The organism is Streptomyces sp. NPDC050508 (assembly GCF_040655155.1).
Classification (GTDB): Bacteria; Actinomycetota; Actinomycetes; order Streptomycetales; family Streptomycetaceae; genus Streptomyces.
Genome location: NZ_JBFAJJ010000024.1, coordinates 1 through 18,994 on the forward strand (window position 1 = coordinate 1; position 18,994 = coordinate 18,994).

The following is an 18,994-nucleotide window of genomic DNA, read 5'->3' on the forward strand; positions in this document are numbered from 1 at the left end:
CGGATAGCAACGCAAGTCGATGACGTGCCACACTGCGTCTATGACGCAGAAGCGAGCGACGCCGACTATCAAGAGACGGCGTGTTGGCGCTCAGTTGCGCCGATGGCGTGGGGAGATGAAGTCCGGCGACGCCGCCAAGCTGATGGGCTGGGACACCACGAAACTCAGCCGGATCGAGCGAGGGCTATACCGCATTTCCGCCGTTGAAGTGCGCGGGCTCTGCGCGAAGTTGGGCGTGGACGACCCGGCCGGCGTGGAGGAGGTCGCGCGGGTCGCCGAGGAGCAGCCCGGAACGGGGTGGTGGGCTCCGTACGCCGATCGCGTCACTCAGGCGTACCTGGACTTCGTCGAGTTGGAAGCCGAAGCGGAGACCATCCGGATCATCCATCCCAAGGTCGTACCTGGTCTGTTGCAGTCTCACGGCTACGTGAGGGAGATGCTTTCGATCAGTCGGTCGAACAACCCCGAGTCGCTGATCGCCCTGCGCCTGGCACGGCAGGAAGTCCTGAGCCGCGCCCAGTTCCACGCGCTGGTGCCGGAATCCGCCTTTCACGCGCAGTTCGACTCCGGCCCTGCCCTGATGAGGGATCAGCTACGCAAATTGCTGGACGCCTCAGAGATGCCGAACGTAACCCTTCAGATCGTGCCGCTCACCGCCCACCCGTCCTACGGTTCAAACGGGGCGATGACGATCCTCACGTTCCGTCATCCCTGGACGCCCGTCGCCAGCATCGACAATCCCATGGGCGGGTCACACACGTACGACCCTGATCAAGTCGCCTACTTGGAAGCCGAGTTCGACAACATCGCTTCCGCTGCGCTTCCCGTGGACAAGACACGGGATCTTCTCAACCAGTACCTGGAGGAACTGCACCAGTGAACACGAACAACGGACGCCGTCGTGTGCTCGATGCCCTCGACGGCGCCGTCTGGAGAAAGTCCTCTTACAGCGGGGACTCTCAGGGGCAGTGCGTTGAGGTCGCTGACGTGCTCCGTACACATGCTGGGATCGCTGTCCGCGACTCGAAGAATCCGACGGGGCCCATACTGCTGTTTGCCCCCGAGGCGTTCGCCACCTTCGTTGATGACGCGGTGCAGGGCTTGGTCAACCAAGCCTGATCCGCACGACTGTTGAAGAGATGGCCCGTCTCCCCCAGCGCAAATGGGGGAGACGGGCCATCCTCGTACAGCCGTACCCATGGGTTAGGGGGAGCGTACCGCGAGTGATCGATAGCGGAAAGGTGACGCTCGGGGCCCAGTGGCAAATCAGCTCGTTCGGGCCTCTGCGACTGCTGCTCGGGCGGGGCCGCCGAACTGCGGAACCTTGTCGAGCGGGTCGCTTGTCCCGACACCGTGGCGGCGGTCATAGACCGTGTCCGCGGTATGGGAGCCGTCCGCCCACCGGCCGGCCAGGTTGCGCTCGGCGAGCGGAACCCCCTTCTCGGCCATGTCGGTGTTCGCGCCGGCCCGCCACGAGTGGGAGGTGACCTTCTTGCCGTCGATGTATGGCACGCCTGCCTGTTCGGCGAGGAGCTGGAACCGTTCGTTGAGCGAGCCCGGCCGCATCCGGGTGCCGCGCTTGCGGTTCGCCGGGTAGGAACGGAGACCGCCCTTCACGGTCAGGGCCCGGAAGGTCGGCTGGTCTGGGCCGTCCGCGCCGAGCTCGCGCAGCACGGCGAACCAGGCGCGGGCGCGGCCTACGAGCTGGAGGTCAGCGCGGTCGTTGATGAAGCGGCCGGACCCCTTGCCCGCCTGGTCCGTCTTGGACATGGCGGTGGTGACGTGGATGCCGGTGTCGTAAATCCGCAGCCGTTTGTTGAGCTGGTCGGCCAGCTCGGACTCCCGGTGCAGGTTGGCGTAAGCGAGCACCACCAGGAACGCGTCCCGCTTGCCGATGTTCGTGCTCTCATCGATCGAGTTGAGAATCCGGACGGTGTACTCGATCGTGGCCGCGGCTGCGCGTTCGACCTCGCCGCCGGCCTTCACCCACTCCTTCTTCCAGGCGCGCAGGCGCCCCTTGAAGCGGCTGGGGTCGGGCCGCAGGTCCATCGGCTGCCAGTTCCAGATCCGGGACATGTACTGACCGACGCTGTCCGGTCTGTACTCCCCGGCCTTGCCTCGGCGGATCAGGTGCAGGCCGTACGAGGTATACGTCGCTGTCGTACAGGGGTGGGCCAGCCGCGGCGGGTCCTGCGCCGCGCACCACTCCTCGAAGGCGCCGATCGTGGACTTGCGGTTTGCTTCGGTGGTGTCCGCGAGGTCGGGTTCGGCCAGGTCCGCGATGTCCTCGGCGGACAGGCGGAAGTCGGCATCGGTCCAGCTCGGCCGCTTGTTGGCGAGGGGCGGCAGCTCGCCGGGCCCCAGCATGGTGTGTTGAGTGACGAGGTAGCGCACCGGCGCTTCGGCAACCAGGTCCACGGCGTCGTCGTCGACCAACTCGGCCTCGACGACGTCCAGATCCGCGCTCACGGCCCCTCCGGAGGGACGTACTCGGGGTGCTGGGGGTGGTCGAGGAACGGATCACAGAACTGACGGACGATCATGAGGAGGGCGCCAGCCAGCGGGGCGCCGTCCTCGGCGGCCTGGAGCTTGAGCAGGTTGACCAGCATCAGCTTGCCCACGTGGTCACCGTGAGTGCGGTGGGGCTGGTTGCGGGCGATGTGCAGGGCGGTGGCCTGGTCCAGGAAGTGGCCGGAGCCGGTGAGGATCGGTGCGAAGACCCGGCCGCCCATTCCCCGCACGCCGAACCGCCGCGCGCCCGGCTCGGTCAGCTCCCACCAGCCGTGGGGGCTAAGGGCGTCGGCCGCCTCCAGTTCCTCCTTGACGCGGGCCTCCAGGAAGGCCGCCCACTCCGCGGCCGTCGCTTCTTTCTCGGTGGTCGGTCGCTCGGGTCGCTGCTCGGTCACCGGCCGGCCTCCGCGGGATAGTCCGGGTGGCCTTCCCAGCGCTTGGCCTCGTTGCGCATCCACGCCAACTTGCGTACGGCGCCGACGATGTCCCGCTGCTCCATGCACGCGTCGGCGTACCCCAGGGCATACCCCAGGGACTCGTAGAAGAGCGGGGTCACGTCCGCGCTCTCCGCCGCCCGCGCCCTCAAGAACGTGTGCAGGGCGGCGAGTTGGGCGCTCATGTCTGCGTAGGCGTCGATGCTGCCGCCGTCGGGGGGCGCGAGGGGGGAGGGCGTGGGGGGCGCGGTCGTCGGCTCGGGCCGGGTTCCGTGGGGGCTGTATCCGCGGCCGTTCCTCATGAGCGCTCACCGGCCTCGTCGGCGGAGTCGTCCGCGTCCTTGGTCAACAGGTCGATGGTGGTCAGCAGCCGGTACGCGGCACTGTGCAACTCGTCGTCGTAGGGCTGTAGTTCGGCTGTCGCGGAGATCTCGCGCACGCCCAGGAGGTATCGCAGGTGCTCGGCATGCCGAATCAGCCGTGCCTCAAGATTCCCCGGGTCGGCGATGACGACGGCGGGCTCCCCGTCTCCGCCGGTTGGAACATCTACCCTTGCGGCGAGCCCGGGGGCGGACGGCTGCCGCTCCGCCCACCCAGCCAGGTTCCTTCGCGAGACCGCGGGGGCGCCGGAGCGGTCCCGGTTCTCCTCGAACTCCTCGTGTCCGTTCACCGGGCGGACTCCTGGTGGTTGAAGGGGTTGGTGCACTTCGGCGAGGCCTTGGTTGCGGGGGCGAGGCACGTACGACACAGGTCGACGCCGTGGCCGCCCAGCGGCGTGGCCGCGGCGCCCTGCGGGTCGAGGTCCAGGATCATGGCGCGGCTGCTGGTCTTCCCGTCGCCGCCGGGTAGATTCCCGTCGGCCACGACTTGGCCGAACGACGCGATCCACTCTTCCGCGTCGGGCGGGGCCGGCAGGGTGTTCGGCACCGGCTTCATGATCGTGTACAGCTCGGTGGGGTGCTCGATGTGGCCGAGGTGTGCGAGGCGGTCGCCCGGCGGCACCGGTCGCGCCTGCCGGGCGATGCGTCCGTTGCGCTGTTCGGGTTCGGCCGGTCGCCAGGACGGCGGCCGGTGTTCCCACTCGCTCGCCCTTTCGGGGTTTATGCCCGTCCCGGTCCAGTACTCCTCACCGCGATCATGTTCGAGCCGGTCTGCCGGGATGCCGGGGCTGTCGAAGGTGGTGATCCGGATCTCCACCTCGTCGCCCCCGCCCCCGGCCTCCGTCCGCGCGGCCCAAGCCTGCGGATCGTGCTCCGGCTGCTCGGTGTCGCTCATCTGCGTCCCCCCTCTAGGTACCGGTTATTCCAGGCAGAATACCCGATAAGGCTTACCTAACCATGACTTCGCCACGCCCTCCTTGCATCCAGGTTTGATCCAGGGTTATTTCGCGGAGAGGCCACGGACGGGACGGGGCCGCACCGGCGACGGGCGGCACGGCGGAGCCACTGCGGGCCTCACCAGCCGTGCACGTGGTGCACTCCGGGCATGCCGAAAGCCGCGCCCGGCCCGGCGCGGTCAATGTTTCCAAACTTTCCGAGGTCAATTCATCGCAGGGCCTCCAATTCATTTCTGATCCGGCGAAGCAAAACCTCCGACTCCTCAATTGCATTTTGTTGACGAGATTCGGGCGGCGGATCGACCGGCAGTTCCATGACGGCAAGCCGAGGCCGACCCACGGAGTGACTGCACTCCTGCCGGACGGCCGGCGCCGTCACGAGCAGAGTCCATCTGCCGTCGTCGGCCGCGGCGGCGCTGAAGCTAGTGGCCTCGGCGATCAGCGAGTTCAGCGCCGCGTTCGGATCGCGCGCCGCTCCCAGGTTGTCCACGACGATCGTGACGGTGGTGTGAAGGGTGAAGTAGATCTGCATGGCGTCACGGAGTGGTTCGTTGCGCGGATGGAACGGCTCGAACATCAGGGACTCAGAATCAACCCTCCTGCGTTCGCAGTCCCTTTCCCTCTCCGACCAATAGACGCACAGCCGGTCCCACCAGAAATCATGCTTGCACCTATAGCTATCCGCCCGGCGGTCAGTCAGCCAGTTCCGCCGACGAGACCACGGCGAAATAATGGGAACGAAGTTCCCCCGCCCGGACGACTTAATTGAGCCGCCAGCGCTGCACAGAAGCACCGTGGAATATTCTTGCCCTACTTCTTCCAATCCAAAGTTGAACAGGCTATCCGGTGGCCACCTCCACGATCGATCTACGGGTGAGAGTGCAGATCGATAAAGATGACTCAACAGTGAAATGTAACTCGCATCGCTTGAAGCGGTTTCGTGACTGTCGCTATCGCCCTCTCCCTCTTCCGATTCGCTCAGGTAGAGATCCGTGCCCGAAATGCTTTCGATGTCCTCGGGAAGCGGCTCGACGGTCCGCTCGTGCAGCGAGGCGAGCCGCCTGTCCAGCTCGTCTTCGGGCACGGGAACGAAGCGCTCGTCGACCTCGCCTCCAGGCTCGTCCTCGCCTTCCACCGGTGTCTGCATGAGATACCAGTACGCCACCAGGCCCGCGCTCATCGTCTTCCCGCCACCCACGAACATCGTCACTTCCGCTTCGTCCGCCTCGTGCTGTCGCTCGTCGTCGTAGCTCATCACCGCACCCCCGCTTCCCCGTCGACCAGCTTCTTCAGCCGCTGCTTTGCCCGATGCAGACAGACTCTGAATGTTCCTTCCAACATGCCCAGGGCCTTAGCCTGCTCCGCGCAGGTGGCGCCCAAGTAATCCATGGCAATCACACGCTGATCCAGAGGCGACAATTCACCGATCAGCTCCTGTAGGCGAAATACGTCAATACAATGCTCCGGCTCTCCGTCCTTCGGAGCGGTTTGCATGACGACCTTCTCTGTGTCGGCGCACAGATATTCCTCCGACGCTCGTCTCATATTTTTCCGCCAGAAGTCCATAAGCCGCAAGGACACTCGATCCCAGAGGAAGGCCTCCGGATCTCGAACCTTGCTCCACCCTCGCGACGTCTCCTCGAAGGCGATCGACACGATCACCTCAGCGTCCACCTGCGCCAAGCGGGGCTCGCGCGCCATCAGTCGGCGGACGGTCGGATTGAACCGGGCGCGGAAGAAGGGACTGAACTCGTCCTTCGTGCGGGGCGCTTCATCGCTCACAGCTCCCTGACTCCGTCATCTGTCACTCGTCCGGCTGCGCGCAAGCTTGGTGACGCACAGGAGGAGGTCGCAGTGACCTGCTCATGAGGGAGGACGACTCGAATGGGTCGGTTGTTACAGCCGAACCAGCCTGAGATGACGCTGAGTTGTGCCACACTGTGAGTACAGGGTTTAACCAGGGTTATTTAGAGGAGAGTGCCCGCCCGTGGAGATCACCATCAAGCTGCCGGACCCGGCACCGCCAGGCGTCATGGCCGCAGTCGCCGATCTCATCGCCAGGATCGGCCCCAACGCCACGGTGGCCACCAACACCGAGTGGACCGTCGACCGCGCCGTGAAGTTGCTGAGGGACACCAACCGCCGGACGCTCCTCTTCGTTGAGGCAGCGATCGAGGGCGAGGGCTGGGTGGACGGCGCGGCCTTCCGCGAGAAGCAGGGCGAGACCGCGCTGCGCGGGCCGTCGCAGTCAATCACCAAGGCCATCAAGCGCGGTGCGGAGCAAGGGCTTTGGTCCCCTGACATCACGCCCCCGTTCACGCCCACAACCCCCGAAAAGGAGGGGTGGTCGAAGACCGGGGGCTACTACCTCGCAGACGGACTGCTGCCCATCTTCACCGAAGCCCTGAAGCGACTACGAGAGAGGGGAGCGGACGCGTGATCCCCTACACGCACTGGTCCTACTTCCCTGACCAGGCCAGCGCCCAGAGCTGCGCCGATGAACTAGCGGACTACGTCACTCGAATCCGTGAGACTGAGGACTCGAAGTGGCTGCTTCTGGCTGGCCGCGATGTCGAGGCGTCCGGGCTGATCGAGCGGCACGCGGAGGTCGAAGCCATCGTTGTACGCCACGGAGGCGACTACGACGGCGGAGAAGCCACCTACCAGGAAGGCAGGCCTGTGGTGGACCCGGTACTCACCGACGAGCCGGGCCCTCATCCCACTGATGGGACATGACATGGACGACGGACAGAGCACCACTCCGTGGCGCTGCGAGGTGGCGTGGCACGCCCACACCGACAACCAACGCGGCTCCACCTGCCGCCCCGACAGCTTGCTGCACCCCACGGCTAGCGCCGAGCGCACCGAGAGTGAGCGATGACGTGCACGACGAGACCCTGAGCCAATTCGAGTTCGAGACCGACCCGTTCACCGCGGCGGAACTCGCGGCCATCGCCACCTACCGCAAGGTAAGCGAGGGGATCTACGACGATCTTGGAGGTATCGCGCCGCAGGATCTCATCCCCCTGGGCGCCGGGCTGGAGGCGACGGGCGTGCGCTTCCTGCTCGCCGATTCCGCCGACCGTCTGAACAAGTGGTACCTCGCGCTGGACCAGGCGCTCGCCGAGCTGCTGACGTGCTCGACCGAGTCGACCCGCTACAGCGTGGCTGCCAGCCGGTTCCTCAAGTCCGAGTCGGGCAAGTACCACCAGACTCGGCAGTCGTTCGAGTACGCCGTGACGGTGTTCCTGCTGGGCCGTCACACCGGGCCGACCGGCGACTACCCCCCGGCTACCGTCACCGTGAGCCTGACCATGCAGAGCCTTCAGGGCTACAACTGACCCCGATCCATCCAGGAAGACGCGGTGCACGAGCAAGCACCGGGCCTTAGCGCTCCGAAAGGGCACACCATGCACTACACCGAGGACCCGCTGATGGACGAGCCGCGCACCCAGCACCGGATGATGCTCGAACCCGTCGGCACCACCAAGTCCCTGCTGGGCGGGGATGCCGAGCTGTACGGTGCGGCCTGCGCCGCGGGGGACTGGATGGACGCCCGGCCATACGACTTCAACGGCCACGCCGAGGGATTCGACCTGCATATGCAGGCAGTGCAGGCGAAGGTGCACGAAGAGAAGAGGAAGAGCAGTGAGTGAAGTGACCGGCGAGGAGACGACCGCGGAGGGCCGTGTGGCCGACCTGCTTCGCGAGGCGGGGGTGCGCGAGGAACTGGTGCCGACGTACGCCGCGGCGCACATGGCGCTGCGGGACACCGAGAACGCGGCCCGACTCCGCGCGGCGGGCTACCCGGAGGCCGCCGCGCTGCTCCAGCCGAGCGCCGTGCTCATCGATGCTGCGTGGGGCGAGGACCGATGACCACGAAGTCGGCGATGGAGCGGCGCCCCGCGCCGATGAACAACGACGCGAAGGGTGTGCCTCACGGCGCTCCCGCCCTGTGGGGCGGCGAGCTGGCCGCTCTGTACCGGGACGCTTCCTTCCTCAACCGCCCCGACACGCGGAGGGACAAGCAGGCGCACGTGGTCGTCTTCTCTACCAAGCTCAGCACCCGGGCTGGTGGTCTGCTCGGGGACCTCGGCGCGGCCTGCAACCCGACCGGCATCATGCTGAACGACGACCTGTGGTTCGAGGCCAACAGCGTGACGAGGGTGGCTCGTTGCCGCCGCCCAGCCTGCCGATTGCTCTTTGCGGTGGCCGACCGACAGCACGGCGACCTGAGGCACATCCGGTCGTACTACGCGTTGGAGAACCGCATCGGTGTCCGCGTCGACCTAGGGCTCCGCGTCCGCCACGGCGGCCGGCCGGGGGTCATCATCGACACCGATGGGCAGTACCTCGTCGTGCGCCTGGACGACGAACCCGTACCGGTGAAGGCCCACGCCACATCGAGCATGGAGTACGAGGGCCCGGACGGCTGGGTGCGCGCGGTACCGCTTCCCGACCCGTACGCCGCGGTGTAACGCTCCCGCAGGTCACTGCGTCTATCCCGTGCACGGCCCCCTACGTCGGCGCCCGCCGACCCGTCGTTCATGCAGGGGGCTGTGCTCTGGGGAGACGATGAGCACAGTCACCGATACGCGGCCCGTTGTCCTGCGCGAGGCGTCCCTGACCATCTGCGGGCGCCGCGAGGGCAAGACGAGAGCCTGCAACTCCTGCCTGCGGAAGGCCGACGCCGCGGTCCGTATGGCCACCGAGCCGTCCCTGAACACCGCGCTCCTTCCGCGTCTCGCTGACGTCATCTGCGGATCGGCCGGCCACCCGTGCCCCGCTTGTTGGGAGAAGGCCACCACGCTGCTCCTGGAGCTGCGCGCGTGACGTTCGAATTGGGCCTGCTGGTCCGGGCCAGCGTCCAGGTCGGCGACCGTGAGTTCACGGCGCAGAAAGCCATCGCTGGAAGCGCATGGGAGGACTGCCTCCCTGAAATCCGCATGCACACCGTCCGCTGGCTCAAGGCGATGTTGTACCGCCACAACGCCGTGTGCGTGTGGTGCTCGGGCCTCTCGATCAGCGAGCCAGTCGCACCGTGCCGTACGTGCCCACCCATCCGGTTGACCGTGTGGGACGGGGAGCGCGAGACACGACTCCCCGCCGATCAACTCTGTGGTTCTACCGATCAAGCCGGGTAGTCTTCAGCCACAACTACATCCCGGGTTTCGGCCCGGACCCCGTCGCGGCGCACGAGCAAGCGCCCTGGCGAACGCTCCGAATTCGACCAGAAGGGCATAGCTATGCCTCGCGCCTCCGTGATCTCTTCCGGCATCGGCATCTCCGTCTCGACGTGACGTGACGACCCCTCGACCTGGGGTTTTCGCCGTCATCCACGTCACGTCACGTCCCGGGAGACTGCTGTGCCTCCGCACGACTCGATATTGGCGCGCGCCGCGCTGGGAGCCGCGAGCGCGTTCGGCTCGGCCTGCCGTTGGTGCTCCCGCCGCCGCTACGAGGTCGCCCCTGGGGCCGCCTCCGCGACCCTGACCGGCCTGTCGTGGCTTCACCACCTCGACGGCGTCAGCATCCCCGAGCACATCGTCTACGGTGCGGCGACGGCCGCCGCGGGCGCGCTCACGGCCGGGGGGCTGAAGCACAAGCACAAGGGCATCGCGACCGCCGGAGCCGGTGGCGCCGTCGTGATGGCCGACGCGTGGATCGGCGCCGGCCTCGGCCCGTCGGTGCCGTCCCTGCTCGCCAGCGCGTTGGTGACCGGCGGCGCGTACGTGCCGTACGTGCGCTGGCTGGTGAAGTCGCGTCAGGATCGTCTCGCTCTCCAGGTGAAGGCCGCGAAGGCGGGCGTCCTCGCCGAGGGCCTGGGCGACAACATCCTCGCGCCTGGCATCACGGGCTCGACGGCGGAGGAGACCGCGCTCCTGCGGGCTCTGGTCGCCCTGCTGTCCGTGCCCGCGGTCGACGTGACCTCCTTGGACTACACCCCGTTCGGATGGCGGGCCGTCGTCGTTCTTCCCGCCGGCCGGAACACCTCTCCGCAGAAGGTCATCGCGCGCAAGGACCAGCTCGCAACGAACCTGGGGCTCGGCGGGAAGCTGCGCCTGGCGAAGGGGGAGAAGGACAACGAACTGGTCGTCTCGCTGTACGAGTCCGACCCGCTCGCCTCGCCGATCCCGTGGCCCGGTCCGTCGACCACGACGTGCCTGGAGCCCGCGGTCCTCGGCCTGGACGCGTTCGGGCAGCCCGTGCTGGCTCCGCTGCTCTACAACCACGTCCTCATCGGCGGCTCGACGGACAACGGCAAGTCGGGCATCCAGAGCGTGCTCATCGCCTACGCGGTCGCCTGCGAGGACGCCGAGGCGCTGCTCATCGACATGAAGCCCGGCGCCGTGGAGTTCGGGCCGTGGCGTGACAGTGCCCTCGCCCTCGCGGACACCCCGAGCCGGGCCATGCAGGTCCTCAAAGGGGTCTGGGCCGAGGTCGAGCGCCGCGGTGTACTGCTCGCCTCGCTGGGCGAGAAGAAGTGGATACCGGGCAAGCACGGCCCGGCGTGGTTCGTGTTCATCGACGAGCTGGCCGAGCTGGTCCGCCGTGTGCCGCAGGCCGCCAAGCTGATCGAGTCGCTGCTCCAGGTCGCCCGGTTCGTGGGCATCACCCTGGTGTGCGCCACTCAGTCCCCGTCGAACCGCGTGTTCGGCGGGTCTACCGACGGCCGCCAGCAGTACCAGCTCCGTGTCGGGCTCGGTGCGAAGGAGTCCACCACCTCGAACCTGATCTTCGGCCCGGGTGCGTACGGAGACGGCTGGTGCCTGGACGAACTGGACGCGCCGGGCAAGTTCCTGCGCTGGGACCGCGAGCACCAAGTCCCGGTCGAGGCCCGCGCGTTCTGGATGACCGAAGAGGACGTCGCGGCGACGAACCACCGCTATGCCCCCGAGGCGGCGAGCGAGGCCAGGGAGCACCCTGAGCACTCGCCGGACCCCGACGACGACCCGACACCTCCGAAGCCTCCTACACCCCCCTCCGGCGGTCCCGGGGGCGGTCGCCCGGTGCTGCGCGCGGTGCCGACCTTCCCGGACGGGTCGGAGATCAGCGACGAGCGGCACCTGGCACTGTGGCAGGCGATCGAGAAGACGGGACCGAAGGGCATCACGGTCGACGACCTGGTGGCGCTCGACCTGCCGCAGTTCGCGGCCCGGTCATCGGTGAACGGGCCGCTGAGTCAGTGGAGGAAGAAGGGATGGGTCGAGGAGGCGGGGAAGCAAGGCCGGGCCGTCGCGTTCAGGACGGTGCCACGTCGTACGGTCGTGGAACTGCCGACGGCTGCGGAGGGCGCCGAGCCGGTCAAGGTCGGCGGCTGAGGCGCCGTCAGTGGCCCGGGACGCTACCGGTGCTGTGAGCGTAGAGACGGCCTTACCGACGGCCGCGGGTGTAGAGGTCCCCGCGGCCGTCGTCGTTCGCCCCCGCTGACGTGAACTGCGTTTCTACGCAGTGCAGTTGACGGCATGGGATGATCTCACCCATGACCAAGGGGTGGGGAAGAGGCGTGGCATCCATACTGCTCGTGGCCGCGGCGGCGGCCGGTGTGGTGGGGTGCGGCGGGCAGGCCGACGCAGAATCCAAGCAGCCGGCCGCGAGCGCGCCCCCGGCGAAGAAGGCCGCCACGCCGGTGAAGGCGCAGTGGGACGAGACGATGGCGTGGTGGGAGACCCACGACATCGGGTGTCTCGGGGGAGCGGACGTCGAGGACAACCCCGACGGCTGCGCGGTCCGCGTGCAGGACTTCGTGGACGATGTACGGAAGATCCGCAAGGCGATGAACGGCGACACCGCGGCGCCGAAGGGGTTCTACACCGCGGCGTACGTGATCGTCGACAAGCTGGAGACGTACGCGGGCACGGCGAGCGGGGAGGACGACACCGAAGGGTGGCTCGCCGCCCGGCCGCTGATCTGGATGCAGGGGCAGGCCCTCGACAAGTGGATCACGGCGCACCCGTTGCAGTAGCTCGGTCGTTGGGCAGCACGGGGCGCGCGTCCGCCGCTCCTTCTATCAACCTTGAAAGATGGTGTATCAACCTTGATAGAGAAAATCGAAATGGCCGAGGACCGCAGAACCTATTCATTCGCCATTGACGTTCAGCACGCGTCTCGCTTTACCGCAATTCGCAGGAAACAGCGGCGAGAAATGGCAGAGTGGGCGCATGAATTGGCCTACAACAGCAAAGGGAAGATCACCCGCGCGGAGGCCCGCTTGGAGGCGCGCCGTCGGCGGCCGGAGCTCTGGCCCACGCTGGACGAATACGTGGAGCGCGCTGTGCGGAAACGACTGGCCGAGGAGGACTTGGCCGGCCCATGGGAGCCGCTGACCGTTGCCGAGACAGAAGCGGCGACGCTGTCGGGGCGGGGGTTCGGCAAGCACTACCCCGGCCACCTGATCACACGCGCCTACGATCTCCCTCCATCCCTGGTCAGGGCGTTGCGTACGGCCGCAATCAGAGTGAGCGAAGAACCATTGGCGGAACTGGATGAGCTGGGCCTGTTGTACAACTCCCTCAACTACACGATAGAGGAGCAGGAGCAGCGGACCGAGCTGGTGGAGAGGGTGTTGTCCGCCCCGCGGATCGTCCGCCAGGCGCTGGAGCGGTATGGCCCGTGGCCGCCGGACGAGCGCCCGCCTTCCGCACCTCCGGAGGCCCCCAAGCACTCGACCGAGTGAGGGCCCTTCGGGGTAAATTCTATCAACCTTGATAGAAGAAACGGCGCAACGCGCGCGCAGATATAGGGGTCTCCAATCGGCCTCCACAACCCGATCGCACGCATTCTTGGATTCGGCTTGAATAACGGATCGCGTGAGGCTATTAATGGCTTTAGAAATGCACCAGAGGAGGCGTCCCCTTGCCCAGTTCCGTCCCGCCGCTCCCGGACCTCACCCGCTACACCGGGTGGGACCAGGTCCCCGAGGGCCTGCACACCAAGACTCAGCTCGACCGGCAGGGCCTCAAACCGGGGTCCGCCCCGGTGGGGCAGGTGCTGTACCACGGCAACTCATACGCACCGCTGTACGAGGCGACCGCCGCGGTGGCGAAGCGTGGGTGCTCGCCAGCGCAGCGTGCCGCGCTAGGCCGGGCCCGGGAACTTCAGCACCGGTGCCGGCGCTGCGGCGTGTGCGAAGAGGAGCCGCTCGGGCGGGGCCGGTTCTGCGACCCGTGCCGGTACGCAATGACGATGTGGGACCAACACGAGCGGGCCCAGATCCTCGCCCGCGAGCTGGTCGCCGAACCGGCGGCCGTGCTCCTGGTCGTGGACGTCGAACCCCACTCACTCCCCGAGACGCAGGGCGTCGCCGTGATCAGCGTGCACGACGGCCAAGTCCTGTACGCCGATCCGGCGGGGGAGTACGGCAGCCCCGAGCGCGGCGCCGTCCTCGACCGGCTCGATGCGCTCCTGGCGGACCGACGGGTGGTCGAGGAGCCCGACTTCATGGGCCCGAACCGCCGCTACCCGCACGCCCTGCTGCGCCTGCCTAACTCCGGGCCGGTCGTCTCCGGCCGCGACCCGCTGCACCCGTGGGCCGCGCACGCCTCGGCGGCCAACGACTCCGTCACACGGATCTGGGCCGGATGGTTCGGCTGGACCGATCGCCACTCGTCCACGACTGCCTGCGCCCCGTGGGAGTGGAGCGGCGACATCCCGATGCCGTGGTCGAGGTCGCTGGACGTGGCGGCCGACGGGCGGTCGATGGCTGGCCTGCTGCACAGGATCGCGGACGGTACCGAGCCGGTGTGGGAGCGCGCGGCCTGGACGCTGGACGGCCACGGCGTCGGCACCCCGGAGGTGAGCGCCTGATGTCGTCGCTTCGCATCATGGACTCAGACCCCGGCAAGGCGCAGCGCACCGCCGACGCTGTGCAGCGCGCCCTGGAGGCGTCGCCGGAGGTCGTAGTCGGCAACGTCTCGGTGGTGCCGAACAAGAGGGGTCCCGGTGCCCGGGTGTTCATGGAGGTGCTGTTCCTGGAGGCCCCGGCCGCACGCAGCAACGAGGATCAGGAGGTGACCGTCGAACGTGCCGACCGCCCTCGGCGGCACACGTCTCGGCGCGGGTTGCCACGTGGCGGACGTACCTGATCCATCGCCCGGGACGTAAGTACCACTGGCGCCGCACTCTTCCCCAGCTCGCCACTCCTGGCGGGCGTTCTCCGAGGGAAAGAAGTGCACCGCATGACCAACTGGACCCCGAAGCTCACCAACGTCGCCGGGACCGACGGGACCTCCGGCGCCGGCCGGTACGCCGTCTCCGCCGACGGCATCTGTGTCTTCACCGCGCAGATCGCTGCGAAGAAGGAGACCGCTGCGGCGGACTCCAGCGGCTTCGGCCTGACCCTGCCTGTCCCGGCCGCGCCCGGCTGCCGCTACGTCTTCTCGGCCAGCCTCGACGGCCGCGACGCGGACAACGGCGTCTGGACCGGTGAGGCGCAGATCTACGCCGGGTCGGACGGCACGAAGATCGACCGCATCCGGGTCACCGGTGGCTCGAACGGCGCCGCGGTGCAGAACATCGGCCACCTCTACGGTGACGCCGAGGGTGCGACCGCAGCGGAGATCATCACGGTGACGGGCTCGTACCCGACCGCCTGATCCCCCACCACCTGCGGGGCCGACGGAGAGTTTTCCGTCGGCCCCGCAGCCCGTTTACGCTCGGGCTATGAGCAACGCACGGTACGTCGGAGGCCCGTTCGACGGGGGCTCGAACCCGGACACCTTCATCGACGAGATCGCGATGCGTACTCCCGCCGGCTGCGGCCGGTACGTGCTCGAACAGGACGAGGGCGGCATCGCGGTGTACCGGTGGGAGCCGGATCAGGACTGAAGGGTCCGGCCGGCCGCGATGACAGTCTCGGTGAGGTCATGGCACTCCTGGTCGGTGAAGGTGAACCCGACCATGGCCCCTTGCTCAGCGAGATGTGGCGCGGCAGGGGCACCCAACTCGATCAGGCGCCGCGCGTTGTCTGGGGAGAACCACGCGGTGAACATGCCTTTGGGATGGTGTACCCACGACGCGCCGGTGTGCCGAATACCCGCGCGGTCCTCAAGCGCGAGGAGCAGCCTCCAGCTCGCCGCCTGGGGATCGTCCTTGCCAATCCGGCCGTCGATGATCGCTTCCCTGTGGACGCGGATGGCGTCCCAGTTCGGTTCGATCGCGGCAGGCTTCGGTTCAACCCAGTGGCAGCGGATGCCTCGCGTCCATCGCAGGCGGCTGTCGCAGTCGGCGACGGACACCGCGATCCGGGCCTCCTTGGACAGTTCTTCGGTGAAGCGTGCACCGGTGCGCGCGTGGACCAGGTCGTGGATGCCGCGGCTGCTGACGTACAGGGAGAGGAAGCAGCCTGCGGGGGTCGCGTCCAGGCCCTCGATGTGGATGTTCAGCATGAGGCGATGGAGCGCCGGGTCCGTGTGTCGGTTCTCGGCGGCCCGCGCCTTCACGGTGGTCCACGCCGTTTCGACGCTCGCCGCGATGACGCCGCACGTCACCTCGATTGCGTCGGTGTCCCCGTACTCGTCCTCGGGCAGATGCCAGCGAACACTGTCCGCGGACAGCGGCATCAGCAGGTGCGGCGGCACGGTGTCGAGCATGGAACGGGCCCCTCCCCGGTCGTTCGTGAACCGGTCCCATCGTACGGAGCAGATCCCGGTATCCCGCCCGTCCCCGGTCAGCGACCGTGAAAGACTCGGGCACACCCAAACTTGCCGTGAAGGGCCTGAGATGACTGACGAACCCCGACTCTCCGAGCTGCTTGGCGCTACGGACAAAGAGGCGGTGCTCGCCGAGGACTTCGCCTACGTGGTGCTGAAGATCTCCGATGCCATCGGCTACGCCGAAGACGGCAACTGGCGCAACCTCCACGAGAAGATCGGCTCGCTGAGGGCCGCACTGGCAACCTTCGACCGCAAGATCAGCCAGACCGCAGTCGACGAGGACGGCGAGAAGTTCGAGGCGTACCGCGACCCTGAAGTAGACGCCCACCGCACGGTGCAGCTCATCACCGCGTACGCCCAGCAGCACGGGGGGCGCCTCGGGCCAACTCTGTTCCCCATCGAGAAGTTGGACAACGAGCAGGCCGTCACGCAGATCCAGGCTGCCCAGGAACGCACCCGTCGGTTCCACCAGGAACTCCTCGGGGACAGCGCCTGATGGCAGCGGTCGCACGGCGGGCGGAGCGGCTGCGCAAGGTCGCCTGGTCGCTCACCGAGCAGTACGAGCTGCCGCTCGACAGGCAGATCGAGGCACGGATCGACGACTACGCCCGCCCGAAGCGGTGGACGTTCTTCTGGTGGGACGGTCCCACCGAGACCCAGGTCCGGCGCGCGGCGGCGAAGCTCGACAAGGATGCGCTGGACGGCGTCGGCTACCAGCGCGAATACAGCTACATCGCGTATGCGGTCGCCGCGATCCGGTTCCTGCGTGAGGGCGATCCCGGGGAGGACCCGTTCCGCGCGGGCGTCAGCGTGTACGACGCCCGCCGGCTCCTGGATGCGCTGAAGAACCCCGGCCCGAGCGACGAGCGGGAACACGCCATGGCCGAGCGCCTGGTGAAAGCCTCCGAGCGCCATTCCTCGGCGTTCGGCGACGGTGACTCGATCTGTCGCGAGGCCACGGAGAAGGGGTTGTCACCGCTGCTGCGGGGCGAGGGCGCGCCGCCGCTTTCGCCGATCGAGATGCTGACCGAGCGGTACGCGAGTGGCCGCGCGAGCGCAGTGTGGATGCGCAGGCTCATCCCGATGACCGCCCTGGAGGCGTTCGCTGCCGTCCAGGCGGACGCGAAGGCGTCGCCCGAGCACGTTGCCGCTGCCCTATCCCTGCTCCCTGAGCTGCACGTCGCGCTCGACGCCGCGGCTGCATCGCTTCAGGCGCGACTCGACCCGGCGTAGCTTCATCACGTTGTACGGTTCGATCAGGCCCGGTACCGAACCCCCGTCGGTGCCGGGCCGTCAGTTTGCCCGGCCGCGGAGCACGATGACCTGCTCGACGCCGCCGTGCTGTTCCTCTCGCTGGCGCAACTCGTCCTCGACAGCCCGGCGTATCGGTTCGAGGCGAGTCGGCATGGGTGACCACTCGGGTACGGCGGTGCCCATCTGAGGGGCTCCGCGTTCCGTGAGCAGCTTCTCCATCTCCTCGTTCAGTGCCTCGGCCGCGCGCAGGAACACGCGCTGCACGCCGCGGGGCTTGAGCGGCAGGCCGGGAGGGTCCTGGATGGTGGAACCGTCGGGCATGCGGCGGGTGTTGTGCTCCAACGACACCCACAGGTGCTTGACCGTGTGCGCGTGCTCCAGGGGCTTGGTCAGCTTGGTGCGCAGCAGCAGATAGGCGGTCAGGGCGTCACGGGTGGCGAGGGAGAGCGGCCACTCCTCTATCGGCGGCTCGCTGCTCTGTCGGCCGTGGCGGGGGCGCTGGATACGGATGCTGGACAGGTCCCGGGCAAGGTGGGCTTCATGCTGGCCGGCCAGCGTGCCGGAGCTGGAGCCGGTGTCGAGGACGACGCCGTACATCGCGAGGAACCGAACGCGGAACGGCTCGCTGATGGAGCGCTCGACCTGGCCCTTGAAGTGCTCCAGGAGGAGCGCCCTGGTGACGGGGGAGACGACGGGCGCCAACTCGGGCTTGGGCGGCATCTCCGGCTTCTCGAACGGGGTGCGAGTGTGGTCGGCGATGATCTCGATGGCTCGGATGCGGGCCCGGATCTGCGCGTCGGACTCGTTCGCGTGCTTCCCGTCGCCGCGGATCAACCCGTTCGCGGCCAGGCGCAGAAACTCGTCCACGGACTCGGGCGCGAGCAGCGAGGGAAGGTCGTCGTATGCGTCGGGGGTGAGACCAAAGTTCGTCAGGGCCCGTTGGAAGGCCCCTTCGAGGGCGCGCAGGTGCTTCTTGCGGGACCTGCCCATCTTCTCCGGCGGGAGGGCGCACAGTTCGTCCACGGCGCGACTGAGGGCGGCCAGGGACGGCGCGACGGGAGTCTGGACAACGGTGGACATGCCCCCATGATGACGGGTGGCCGGTCGGGCGGCCGGGCTTCCCCGCGTTCTCGGGCCGCAGGGGCGGGAAATAGTCGGCGCCCGCCGGCACCCGCAGCCCAGGTGATGAGCCTTGCTGCGGTGGTGTGCCAGGGGGCGCGTCACCACATAGACGGAGCGAGATGCCGAGGCGTTACAGGGGGCTCGCTCCTCAAGCTCAAGGCTGTGAGCTGGTGCTGTCTCCGTCTGGAGGGTCCCCAGGTCGGTCGGCGGCTTCCCACATGCGTTGTATCTGTTCGAGGAGGCGGTCCGCGTCGGCGGTGGGCTTGCCGCTGATCTCGGCGGTTCGGTCTCCGACCTCGATCCGGATACGGGCGGACTCGTACCTGCTGGCGATGGCCTCGATGGCTGTGCGGATAGTCATCCAGAGGCCGCTGTCACGGGCGGCGAGCACAACGATGAAGAGCTGGTCGAGGTCGAGGCCGAATTCTGCGGCGTAGCTGGCTTCGGCTCCCTGCTCTTCGAGCTGTTCGAGGAGGGCTCGGGCGAGGCCGGGCGTCGCGCGAATCGCAACCTGCCCGGTGGATGCCCAGTTGGGGTCAATGCGGAGGCGCAGGACGCCGGGTTCAACGGGTGGAGGTTCAGGCATCGAGTCGTGGCCACGGGTCATGGGCGGAGAGTAGAGCTGAGTTCGGTCGGTGTCTCTATGCCGCGGCAAGACTGTGGCGCACGACCTGACACGGATG

At 67.8% G+C, this 18,994-nt stretch carries 29 protein-coding genes; 19 read left to right on the forward strand and 10 right to left on the reverse strand.

From position 1 onward, the window contains the following. Positions 1-40: 40 nt before the first annotated feature. Positions 41-880, forward strand: coding sequence for a helix-turn-helix transcriptional regulator (locus tag AB0I69_RS42455; RefSeq protein ID WP_363101154.1), 840 nt, complete (start codon positions 41-43; stop codon positions 878-880). Then, the gene (locus AB0I69_RS42460) at positions 877-1,119 is read left to right on the forward strand and encodes a DUF397 domain-containing protein (RefSeq protein ID WP_363101155.1); all 243 of its coding nucleotides are present in this window, start codon (positions 877-879) and stop codon (positions 1,117-1,119) included. The genes AB0I69_RS42455 and AB0I69_RS42460 overlap by 4 nt, the downstream gene beginning before the upstream one ends. 147 nt (positions 1,120-1,266) lie before the next feature. Here AB0I69_RS42460 and AB0I69_RS42465 read toward each other — a convergent pair whose 3' ends face one another. From AB0I69_RS42465 to AB0I69_RS42495, 7 genes are all read right to left on the reverse strand, one after another. Then, positions 1,267-2,469, reverse strand: a complete 1,203-nt coding sequence (locus tag AB0I69_RS42465; protein ID WP_363101156.1) for a hypothetical protein — start codon at positions 2,467-2,469, stop codon at positions 1,267-1,269. Further along, positions 2,466-2,906: a DUF6221 family protein gene (locus AB0I69_RS42470; protein ID WP_363101157.1), complete on the reverse strand. Its 441-nt coding sequence runs from the start codon at positions 2,904-2,906 to the stop codon at positions 2,466-2,468. The genes AB0I69_RS42465 and AB0I69_RS42470 overlap by 4 nt, the downstream gene beginning before the upstream one ends. Continuing rightward, positions 2,903-3,247, reverse strand: coding sequence for a hypothetical protein (locus tag AB0I69_RS42475; RefSeq protein WP_363101158.1), 345 nt, complete (start codon positions 3,245-3,247; stop codon positions 2,903-2,905). The genes AB0I69_RS42470 and AB0I69_RS42475 overlap by 4 nt, the downstream gene beginning before the upstream one ends. After that, positions 3,244-3,615: a hypothetical protein gene (locus tag AB0I69_RS42480; RefSeq protein ID WP_363101159.1), complete on the reverse strand. Its 372-nt coding sequence runs from the start codon at positions 3,613-3,615 to the stop codon at positions 3,244-3,246. Before AB0I69_RS42480 ends, AB0I69_RS42475 begins: the two co-directional genes overlap by 4 nt. Then, the gene (locus AB0I69_RS42485; RefSeq protein ID WP_363101160.1) at positions 3,612-4,220 is read right to left on the reverse strand and encodes a hypothetical protein; all 609 of its coding nucleotides are present in this window, start codon (positions 4,218-4,220) and stop codon (positions 3,612-3,614) included. Before AB0I69_RS42485 ends, AB0I69_RS42480 begins: the two co-directional genes overlap by 4 nt. 269 nt (positions 4,221-4,489) lie before the next feature. Further along, positions 4,490-5,536 carry a hypothetical protein gene (locus AB0I69_RS42490; RefSeq protein ID WP_363101161.1) on the reverse strand — a complete coding sequence of 349 codons (1,047 nt, stop codon included), beginning with the start codon at positions 5,534-5,536 and terminating at the stop codon, positions 4,490-4,492. Further along, positions 5,536-6,063 carry a sigma factor-like helix-turn-helix DNA-binding protein gene (locus tag AB0I69_RS42495; protein WP_363101162.1) on the reverse strand — a complete coding sequence of 176 codons (528 nt, stop codon included), beginning with the start codon at positions 6,061-6,063 and terminating at the stop codon, positions 5,536-5,538. Before AB0I69_RS42495 ends, AB0I69_RS42490 begins: the two co-directional genes overlap by 1 nt. 205 nt (positions 6,064-6,268) lie before the next feature. On the opposite strand from AB0I69_RS42495, the gene AB0I69_RS42500 reads away from it, so the two are divergent. From AB0I69_RS42500 to AB0I69_RS42570, 15 genes are all read left to right on the forward strand, one after another. Continuing rightward, positions 6,269-6,721, forward strand: a complete 453-nt coding sequence (locus AB0I69_RS42500) for a hypothetical protein (RefSeq protein ID WP_363101163.1) — start codon at positions 6,269-6,271, stop codon at positions 6,719-6,721. Then, positions 6,718-7,017, forward strand: a complete 300-nt coding sequence (locus tag AB0I69_RS42505) for a ribonuclease E inhibitor RraB (protein ID WP_363101164.1) — start codon at positions 6,718-6,720, stop codon at positions 7,015-7,017. Before AB0I69_RS42500 ends, AB0I69_RS42505 begins: the two co-directional genes overlap by 4 nt. 1 nt (position 7,018) lies before the next feature. After that, entirely contained in the window at positions 7,019-7,162 is a 144-nt protein-coding gene (locus AB0I69_RS42510) for a hypothetical protein (protein WP_363101165.1), read from the forward strand. A 1-nt stretch (position 7,163) separates the two neighbouring features. Beyond that, positions 7,164-7,622, forward strand: coding sequence for a hypothetical protein (locus AB0I69_RS42515; RefSeq protein WP_363101166.1), 459 nt, complete (start codon positions 7,164-7,166; stop codon positions 7,620-7,622). Between the two features lie 69 nt (positions 7,623-7,691). Further along, positions 7,692-7,937 carry a hypothetical protein gene (locus tag AB0I69_RS42520; RefSeq protein WP_363101167.1) on the forward strand — a complete coding sequence of 82 codons (246 nt, stop codon included), beginning with the start codon at positions 7,692-7,694 and terminating at the stop codon, positions 7,935-7,937. Next, positions 7,930-8,157, forward strand: coding sequence for a hypothetical protein (locus AB0I69_RS42525; protein WP_363101168.1), 228 nt, complete (start codon positions 7,930-7,932; stop codon positions 8,155-8,157). The genes AB0I69_RS42520 and AB0I69_RS42525 overlap by 8 nt, the downstream gene beginning before the upstream one ends. Beyond that, on the forward strand, positions 8,154-8,759 hold the full coding sequence (locus AB0I69_RS42530) for a hypothetical protein (RefSeq protein WP_363101169.1): 606 nt from the start codon (positions 8,154-8,156) through the stop codon (positions 8,757-8,759). The genes AB0I69_RS42525 and AB0I69_RS42530 overlap by 4 nt, the downstream gene beginning before the upstream one ends. Positions 8,760-8,856: 97 nt before the next feature. After that, a complete protein-coding gene (locus AB0I69_RS42535; RefSeq protein ID WP_363101170.1) occupies positions 8,857-9,114 on the forward strand; it encodes a hypothetical protein in 258 nt (85 codons plus the stop codon). A gap of 533 nt (positions 9,115-9,647) precedes the next feature. After that, complete coding sequence (locus AB0I69_RS42540; protein ID WP_363101171.1) at positions 9,648-11,603, forward strand: FtsK/SpoIIIE domain-containing protein; 1,956 nt, start codon at positions 9,648-9,650, stop codon at positions 11,601-11,603. Positions 11,604-11,788: 185 nt separating this feature from the next. Further along, positions 11,789-12,247 carry a hypothetical protein gene (locus AB0I69_RS42545; RefSeq protein WP_363101172.1) on the forward strand — a complete coding sequence of 153 codons (459 nt, stop codon included), beginning with the start codon at positions 11,789-11,791 and terminating at the stop codon, positions 12,245-12,247. Positions 12,248-12,319: 72 nt separating this feature from the next. Continuing rightward, a complete protein-coding gene (locus AB0I69_RS42550) occupies positions 12,320-12,958 on the forward strand; it encodes a hypothetical protein (RefSeq protein WP_363101173.1) in 639 nt (212 codons plus the stop codon). Between the two features lie 179 nt (positions 12,959-13,137). Beyond that, positions 13,138-14,088, forward strand: coding sequence for a hypothetical protein (locus AB0I69_RS42555; RefSeq protein WP_363101174.1), 951 nt, complete (start codon positions 13,138-13,140; stop codon positions 14,086-14,088). A 17-nt stretch (positions 14,089-14,105) separates the two neighbouring features. Further along, positions 14,106-14,366, forward strand: coding sequence for a hypothetical protein (locus AB0I69_RS42560; RefSeq protein WP_363101175.1), 261 nt, complete (start codon positions 14,106-14,108; stop codon positions 14,364-14,366). Between the two features lie 93 nt (positions 14,367-14,459). Further along, positions 14,460-14,876 carry a hypothetical protein gene (locus AB0I69_RS42565; protein WP_363101176.1) on the forward strand — a complete coding sequence of 139 codons (417 nt, stop codon included), beginning with the start codon at positions 14,460-14,462 and terminating at the stop codon, positions 14,874-14,876. A 67-nt stretch (positions 14,877-14,943) separates the two neighbouring features. Then, positions 14,944-15,108 carry a hypothetical protein gene (locus tag AB0I69_RS42570; RefSeq protein WP_363101177.1) on the forward strand — a complete coding sequence of 55 codons (165 nt, stop codon included), beginning with the start codon at positions 14,944-14,946 and terminating at the stop codon, positions 15,106-15,108. Here AB0I69_RS42570 and AB0I69_RS42575 read toward each other — a convergent pair. Further along, the gene (locus tag AB0I69_RS42575; protein ID WP_363101178.1) at positions 15,099-15,872 is read right to left on the reverse strand and encodes a hypothetical protein; all 774 of its coding nucleotides are present in this window, start codon (positions 15,870-15,872) and stop codon (positions 15,099-15,101) included. The two genes, AB0I69_RS42570 and AB0I69_RS42575, sit on opposite strands and share 10 nt — an antisense overlap. Before the next feature lie 130 nt (positions 15,873-16,002). Here AB0I69_RS42575 and AB0I69_RS42580 point away from each other — a divergent pair, with 130 nt between their 5' ends. Continuing rightward, on the forward strand, positions 16,003-16,431 hold the full coding sequence (locus AB0I69_RS42580; RefSeq protein WP_363101179.1) for a hypothetical protein: 429 nt from the start codon (positions 16,003-16,005) through the stop codon (positions 16,429-16,431). Next, complete coding sequence (locus AB0I69_RS42585) at positions 16,431-17,168, forward strand: hypothetical protein (protein WP_363101180.1); 738 nt, start codon at positions 16,431-16,433, stop codon at positions 17,166-17,168. The genes AB0I69_RS42580 and AB0I69_RS42585 overlap by 1 nt, the downstream gene beginning before the upstream one ends. Before the next feature lie 60 nt (positions 17,169-17,228). Here the strand turns inward: AB0I69_RS42585 and AB0I69_RS42590 are convergent, their stop codons facing one another. Together AB0I69_RS42590 and AB0I69_RS42595 are read right to left on the reverse strand one after the other, a co-directional pair. After that, positions 17,229-18,269 carry a hypothetical protein gene (locus AB0I69_RS42590; RefSeq protein ID WP_363101181.1) on the reverse strand — a complete coding sequence of 347 codons (1,041 nt, stop codon included), beginning with the start codon at positions 18,267-18,269 and terminating at the stop codon, positions 17,229-17,231. Positions 18,270-18,465: 196 nt separating this feature from the next. Beyond that, positions 18,466-18,918 carry a hypothetical protein gene (locus tag AB0I69_RS42595; protein WP_363101182.1) on the reverse strand — a complete coding sequence of 151 codons (453 nt, stop codon included), beginning with the start codon at positions 18,916-18,918 and terminating at the stop codon, positions 18,466-18,468. Positions 18,919-18,994 lie beyond the last annotated feature (76 nt).

Coding starts and splice junctions, on each gene's coding strand:
- AB0I69_RS42590 (WP_363101181.1), bottom strand. CDS start 18,269: ATGTCCACCGTTGTCCAGACTCCCGTCGCGCCGTCCCTGGCCGCCCTC.
- AB0I69_RS42490 (WP_363101161.1), bottom strand. CDS start 5,536: ATGAGCTACGACGACGAGCGACAGCACGAGGCGGACGAAGCGGAAGTG.
- AB0I69_RS42535 (WP_363101170.1), top strand. CDS start 8,857: ATGAGCACAGTCACCGATACGCGGCCCGTTGTCCTGCGCGAGGCGTCC.
- AB0I69_RS42565 (WP_363101176.1), top strand. CDS start 14,460: ATGACCAACTGGACCCCGAAGCTCACCAACGTCGCCGGGACCGACGGG.
- AB0I69_RS42530 (WP_363101169.1), top strand. CDS start 8,154: ATGACCACGAAGTCGGCGATGGAGCGGCGCCCCGCGCCGATGAACAAC.
- AB0I69_RS42560 (WP_363101175.1), top strand. CDS start 14,106: ATGGACTCAGACCCCGGCAAGGCGCAGCGCACCGCCGACGCTGTGCAG.
- AB0I69_RS42580 (WP_363101179.1), top strand. CDS start 16,003: ATGACTGACGAACCCCGACTCTCCGAGCTGCTTGGCGCTACGGACAAA.
- AB0I69_RS42575 (WP_363101178.1), bottom strand. CDS start 15,872: ATGCTCGACACCGTGCCGCCGCACCTGCTGATGCCGCTGTCCGCGGAC.
- AB0I69_RS42595 (WP_363101182.1), bottom strand. CDS start 18,918: ATGACCCGTGGCCACGACTCGATGCCTGAACCTCCACCCGTTGAACCC.
- AB0I69_RS42520 (WP_363101167.1), top strand. CDS start 7,692: ATGCACTACACCGAGGACCCGCTGATGGACGAGCCGCGCACCCAGCAC.
- AB0I69_RS42510 (WP_363101165.1), top strand. CDS start 7,019: ATGGACGACGGACAGAGCACCACTCCGTGGCGCTGCGAGGTGGCGTGG.
- AB0I69_RS42455 (WP_363101154.1), top strand. CDS start 41: ATGACGCAGAAGCGAGCGACGCCGACTATCAAGAGACGGCGTGTTGGC.
- AB0I69_RS42475 (WP_363101158.1), bottom strand. CDS start 3,247: ATGAGGAACGGCCGCGGATACAGCCCCCACGGAACCCGGCCCGAGCCG.
- AB0I69_RS42585 (WP_363101180.1), top strand. CDS start 16,431: ATGGCAGCGGTCGCACGGCGGGCGGAGCGGCTGCGCAAGGTCGCCTGG.
- AB0I69_RS42570 (WP_363101177.1), top strand. CDS start 14,944: ATGAGCAACGCACGGTACGTCGGAGGCCCGTTCGACGGGGGCTCGAAC.
- AB0I69_RS42485 (WP_363101160.1), bottom strand. CDS start 4,220: ATGAGCGACACCGAGCAGCCGGAGCACGATCCGCAGGCTTGGGCCGCG.